5 protein-coding genes and 1 pseudogene are annotated in these 6,419 nt (G+C 50.0%); all 6 read right to left on the bottom strand.

Translation table 11 applies throughout. The features are described from left to right. A partial coding sequence (locus PHI12_12760) for an IS1182 family transposase (protein MDD5511662.1) occupies window positions 1-1,213 on the bottom strand: 1,213 nt, incomplete at its 3' end. A gap of 564 nt (window positions 1,214-1,777) precedes the next feature. Continuing rightward, window positions 1,778-2,125, bottom strand: a complete 348-nt coding sequence (locus PHI12_12765) for a hypothetical protein (GenBank protein MDD5511663.1) — start codon at window positions 2,123-2,125, stop codon at window positions 1,778-1,780. 35 nt (window positions 2,126-2,160) lie between these two features. Next, the gene (locus PHI12_12770; GenBank protein MDD5511664.1) at window positions 2,161-3,129 is read right to left on the bottom strand and encodes an RHS repeat-associated core domain-containing protein; all 969 of its coding nucleotides are present in this window, start codon (window positions 3,127-3,129) and stop codon (window positions 2,161-2,163) included. A 98-nt stretch (window positions 3,130-3,227) separates the two neighbouring features. Next, complete coding sequence (locus PHI12_12775) at window positions 3,228-4,772, bottom strand: IS1182 family transposase (protein MDD5511665.1); 1,545 nt, start codon at window positions 4,770-4,772, stop codon at window positions 3,228-3,230. A gap of 570 nt (window positions 4,773-5,342) precedes the next feature. After that, window positions 5,343-5,918, bottom strand: a complete 576-nt coding sequence (locus tag PHI12_12780; protein ID MDD5511666.1) for a hypothetical protein — start codon at window positions 5,916-5,918, stop codon at window positions 5,343-5,345. A gap of 162 nt (window positions 5,919-6,080) precedes the next feature. After that, window positions 6,081-6,314: pseudogene (locus tag PHI12_12785) on the bottom strand (RHS repeat-associated core domain-containing protein). Window positions 6,315-6,419 lie beyond the last annotated feature (105 nt).

Raw genomic sequence — 6,419 nt, forward strand, 5'->3', positions numbered from 1 at the left:
GGCTGAACTGAAAGATGTTGCCCTTGCGCTTCTGTTCGCCGTCGAACACCGCCCGCCGGTGATAGGGCGCTGCGTTCCCTGCCGGACAGGTCAGGCTGTCGTTTGCCTCGTCGTATGTGAAATCCTCTACGGTAAAGAACTCGGGATCGATATGGTTAGTTTTCTTTGTGAGACTGATGTAACCGGTGATTCCTGCATTGTCGAGCGCCTCCAGGTTGGCCCCCGAGTCATAGGCCTTGTCCGCGCTCAGCTCCTCCGGCACGAGAGCGTGGGCCTGCTCCTGCTGCACGAGCAGGGGTTTAAGCTCCTGCCCGTCGTTCACATTAGCCGGAGTGGTCTCGACGGCGGTGACTATCTCCGATTCTTCCTCCACCACCAAATGTCCCTTGTAGCCCGCCCAGCGTTTCGATTCCTTATTCCCCATGCGCGCGTCGGGATCGACGGGGCTCACCAGCCTGTCCTCGGCACCTTCCTCCCTGTCGGCCACCGCCTTCTGCAACAAATCCAGTCCCATCGATAATTTATCGCTGGCTTCGAGACGACCGCGCTCCAATTCCCTCGACACCTCAGTAAAGAGCGACTTTGCTTCTTCGATCTCCTCCTCCAGGTTGTCCTCTTTGCGCGCGTACTTGTCCTGCTGGTCGAATCGCGCCTCTTTGCTTCCCAGCCTCTCGGCCAACTTGGGGTTCTGCTTGCCGACGGTATCGAGAACGTTCCTGCGGCACATGCGTATCAGGCCGGTGAGGCTGACCACGGCCATGTCGGCGACGATGTGGGTGGAATCGATGATCTGGCGCTTGCCCGTGACCAATCCCTTATCTATGCACTGCTGCACGATCCTCTCGAATACCTGGCGGAACTTCTCCTCGCCCAGCCTTATGGCGCGGAAGTAGGATACGGTGGTGGCGTCGGGCACGTCTTCGTCTATGGCCAGTCTGAGGAAGTATTTGTAGCCCAGGTTCATGGCGGCGTTCTCGATGACCTGCCTGTCCGAGTCTCCGTAGAGGTATTGCAGCAGGCACAGCCTGAGCATGAACTCCGGGTCTTCCGCGGGCCTGCCGAAGTTTGGGGTGTACCTGTCTTTGACGAGGTCGTTGACGAAGGAGAAGTCTACGGCCTGGTTGATCTTGCGCAGCAGGTGGTCTTGCGGGACGATCCTGTCATACAAATAGCTTCCGTAAAACGAGGCTTGTGGCGAGCGCGGCTTGAGCATGAGTTTCCTCCCATTGTGGTGATAGGTATATTGTACGAGGAAATGACGAGGTTTGGTAGCTGTACCCAAAGTATTTACAGCGGTTGCAGAAATAGTTACATCTCAACAGAGCGGCTAGCTTTCCATATGTGCATATACCAGTAGAAGGGGAAGACAAAGATATTTCCAACAAACAATAACGCTATCCAGAGGTATTTCTGATTTTTAACAATGTACTTATTCCTACAGGCATGAATTACATAAATCACAAATGCTACAGGAACTGAAATATAGGTTAAAATTTTTAAAAAAAGTAAGCCGGTCGTACTTTCGTCAGATAAGACTATCGTAACGGCAAGGATGCAATATATGAATGGTAATAGCCCAAACAATAACAAAGCAAGCTTAGCCGTTTTTTTAACTAACATAATTGTTCCTTTACATCGTTGGTATCCAAACGCTGCGATTTGGTGCGCTGTTGAAGGTTTCTTTCACCTTCAGCCTCCGGCGAGGTGAGGTTTTCCTCACCTCGCAACCAACTTACTTCGCTCGCGGAGTTCGTTTCGCACTCCCCATGAATCATCATTAGTGGGCGTTGTCCACCGGACAGTCTACCTTAGGCGCCCGCCAGATATGCAGATACCAGTAAAAGGGAAAGACGAAGAAATTTCCAAAGAAAAATAACGCTATCCATGAGTATTTCTGATTCTTAACAAAGCACTTATTCCTACAGGCATGAATTATGTAGAAAACAGGTGCTCCAAGAATTGAAATAGCCGTTAATATGCCTAGAATATCAAAAAACAAGCTGGTTGTACTTTCCCCAGGTCCGACTATCGTAAAGAACAAGATGAAAAATATAAATGGTAATAATCCAAATAGTAATAGAGCAATCTTAGCTGTTTTTTTAAATAATATAATTTTTCTTTCCATCGATGTCGTCCAAACGCTGTGATCTATGCCAGATCTCATCTTGATAATATCGATTCGTAATTACTGCCGTACTCGCCACTATAGGCGTTTTGTACCCACCCGGGCATATTCAAAAACAAATCATCTTTGCTTATTTGCGTCATGCTGCCGGTCTTGTTAACTATTAGAGAAACGCCGGGAGCACCGAATGCCATATATGACCACTCGTGACCCTCTCCATGCCATCCATTTGAGTCTCTTCTAACCGTTGCACCTATGTCAGCATCAGCAAAGCCAAATAGTGTGAAGTTAAAATCAACACCCCAGCCTTCATTTGCATAGAATCCTAATTTAGCCCCTGGTTCCAATACACTGAGAGAAACTGACGCCTCTAGGCCCGCTCCCCATCCCGTTGTTTCCCATCTATAGTAGTTGCCGTTTCTGTCTTTTGCAACTACTACTGCATTCATGTACATAATTATAAAACCGCCACGGCCAACATACCCCCATACGACTTCTAGTTGATTGCTTGACACATGAGAATATAGCCGTTCTAATCCACGAAAGATAAATGGAGAAAACTGAACATACGACATTGATGTTGCCGCTGATCCCACATTAACGTACATTCCTGGTATGTAATTCCCATTGGAGCCCATTACAGGAACAGACCCGGGTGCTGCGCCAGGGCCGCTTTGCCATGCACCAGGAATTGGATTACCTTGGCTATCGTAGACAGGATACTGAGTATCATGTCCGCTCGGATCAATGTACTTGAGAGGATTGTTATTGCAGTAGCTGTATCTATTCAGCGTCTGCGGATTCATGTAGTTCGGCACAATCGTATCCGCGCTTATGAACCTGCCAATCGTCGCGTCGTAGTATCTGGCGTTGTAGTAGTACAGGCCGGTATCGTCCAGGCGCTGGCCGGTAAAGAGCTTGTCCGTATCTAAAGTGCCTTGACTATTTCGGCAGACTCCAAACCAGACTGCTGAAAAAGTAACGTCGCGGGCAGGATTCTCCATCCGATGCAATATCGGATCGCGAAATTCGTCCCTTATTTAGTTTTCAGGCTATATTTCGAGGCTATATTGGCCCCGTTTTTAAGGTGCTTTCCCGATTTTTACGGGCTCGCCAACTCCAACGGCGGACTTTCTTCTTTGAATAGCAATCTAGCCATACGCTTAACGTTGGAGGCGATAGCCGCCAGCAGCGTGTGTATCCCGGCCCGCGCCAGCCCGCGATATCTGCATCTCCTCATGCCGCAGTAGCGGGCCAGGTCGGCTATCTTGTGCTCTATCTTGTAGCGGTTGCGATAGATGGCCTTGCCTTCCTCGCTTGCCATTCTCACCTTCATCTGCTGAAAAAGGGGCTCGTAACAGCTGATGTAAACGGTCCTGCCCCGCTCCCCCTTGCAGCACCTCCCCTTCAACTCGCAAGCGTTGCACTGCTCCGGGCTGAACTGAAATATATTGCCCTTGCGTTTCTGCTCGCCGTCGAACACCGCCCGCCGGTGATAGGGCGCTGCGTTCCCTGCCGGACAGGTCAGGCTGTCGTTTGCCTCGTCGTATGTGAAATCCTCTACGGTAAAGAACTCGGGATCGATATGGTTGGTTTTCTTTGTGAGACTGATGTAACCGGTGATTCCTGCATTGTCGAGCGCCTCCAGGTTGGCCCCCGAGTCATAGGCCTTGTCCGCGCTCAGCTCCTCCGGCACGAGAGCGTGGGCCTGCTCCTGCTGCACGAGCAGGGGTTTAAGCTCCTGCCCGTCGTTCACATTAGCCGGAGTGGTCTCGACGGCGGTGACTATCTCCGATTCTTCCTCCACCACCAAATGTCCCTTGTACCCCGCCCAGCGCTTCGATTCCTTCCTCCCCATGCGCGCGTCGGGATCGACCGGGCTCACCAGTCTGTCCTCGGCTCCTTCTTCCCTATCCGCCACAGCTTTCTCCAACAAATCCAGTCCCATCGACAATCTATCGCTAGCTTCGAGACGACCACGTTCCAGTTCCCGCGACACCTCGCTAAAGAGCGCCCCGGCCTGCTCTATCTCCTGCTCCAGGTTGTCCTCCTTGCGAGTGTACTTGTCCTGCTGGTCGAAACCGGCCTCTTTGCCGCCCAGCCTATCGGCGATCTTGGGGTTCTGTTTGCCGACGCTGTCGAGCACGTTCCTGCGGCACAGGCGTATCAGGCCGGTGAGGCTGACGACGGCCATATCGGCTACGATGTGTGTGGAATCGATTATCTGGCGCTTGCCTGTGACCAGCTTCTTATCGATGCATTGCTGCACGATCCGCTCGAACACCTGGCGGAACTTCTCCTCTCCCAATCTGATGGCGCGGAAGTAGGATATGGTGGTGGCGTCGGGAACCTCTTCATCGATGGCCAGTCCCAGGAAGTATTTGTAGGCCAGGTTCATGGCGGCGTTCTCTATGACCTGCCTGTCCGAGTCTCCGTAGAGGTATTGCAGCAGGCACAGCCTGAGCATGAACTCCGGGTCTTCCGCGGGCCTGCCGAAGTTGGGGGTGTACCTGTCCTTGACGAGGCCGCTTATGAAGGAGAAGTCTACGGCCTGGTTTATCTTGCGCAGCAGGTGGTCTTGCGGGACGATGCGGTCATACAAGTAGCTTCCGTAGAACGATTCCTGCGGCGAGCGCGGCTTGAGCATGAGTTTCCTCCCATTGTGGTGATAGGTATATTGTAAGAGAGAAGGAGGGGGAGTGGTAGGGGAGAACACCTCATTCAGATTTATCGAAAGGTTTAAATTTCGACCAGTCTTTAACCCGCGTGTATCTGCGCCTAAAATATCTCTCTGATAAATACACGCTTAATAACCATGTTATTACATACGTAATGGTTTCAATTAGTCGTATATCTATCTCTACATCATGGGAGATAAACGTTAATAGTACTATTACTGCAATCATCACAGCAAGTGGCCTGGTGATCTTAGAAAGAGATTTCATATACCGTATATTGGCAGCTATTTTTTTTCCTCCATGACCGGGATGTCCAAATAGAATATATATCCAGCGTGGACAAGTACGACTCCAGTATTCAACAGTATGCATTGCGCTTCCCATCATCCATATAAAAGCGATACAAATTCCCCATATCATCCCAAGAAAAACATGCGCAAGCCAAAAGTCAACTCCACCGAGTGTAAAATAAGTCAAGCCAAGGCATATACCTATAAGCACAAACATAGTATTAATTCTTTCTTGTTGAATTAGCTGATTTACCAGTATATTCTACCATCAGGTCCATACCACCAACCATCCTTTTGCAGCCCCCAGCGTCCGTAAGACCAAACGTTCAAAGGATTTGACCCCCAAGCTATATCTCCCCAATCGCTGCTCGTCCAGTTGCACTCGGCTCCATGTTTTCCAGCCGTAAAGTCGTATAATGCGTCATCAAAAAGTTTCCAGCCTACCGAATGAAGGAATCCACCTACAGTTGAAAATCCTAAACCTGCAATTGTTGATATCCCTTCAGGTACTGCCATTCCAACAACGCCGATTGCGTCTAAAGTAGTACCAGTTATGATAAGGAGGGTACCTCCTACCATTTGGAATGTTGATTTTATTTGATCCAATAAACTAGGAGGAGGAGCCTCCACATAACCAAAAGTCTTGATTAGCGATATCTTATAACCCATCGCCGTTACGGTATTGAAACAAATGTTACCCTTGGTATCGAATCCTACCAGATATATACCTGATTCAGTTTCTACATATCGAAAATAATATGCTTCATTATCTCCAGCATCCCACCAACCTATAATACTACTATCACTGTCTAGAACAGGCCTCATATTATCACCCTGGTTGGTTGGCAATGCCTCTGTGAAATAGCCAGGAGCAGAGCCGCCACCGCTACTGCCGCCACCGCCAACACCAGGAGGGAAATAAGGGTCAGGTTGCGGATTCGTAGGGACTGTCTCGGGGGCATCGGGAATCCAAGCGTGTCCGCTCGGATCAGTGTACTTTAGCGGATTGTTCAAGCAATAGCTATACTTATTTAGTGTCTGCGGATTAGTAATATTCTGAATGAGCGTATCCGCGCTGATGAACCTGCCAATCGTCGCATCGTAGTAGCGGGCGTTGTAAAAGTACAGGCCGGTATCGTCCAGGCGCTGGCCGGTAAACAGCTTGTCCGTATCCAGGGTGCCCTGACTATTTCGTCGGTCTCCAAACCAGACTGCTGAAATAGTGGCGTCGCGGACAGGATTCTCTATCCGATGTCATGCCGGATTATAAAATACGTCCCTCAGCCGGTTTTCAGGCTGTATTTCGAGGCATATCTTGCCCCGTTT

The sequence above is a fragment of the Dehalococcoidales bacterium genome, assembly GCA_028716225.1.
Taxonomy (GTDB): domain Bacteria; phylum Chloroflexota; class Dehalococcoidia; order Dehalococcoidales; family UBA5760; genus UBA5760.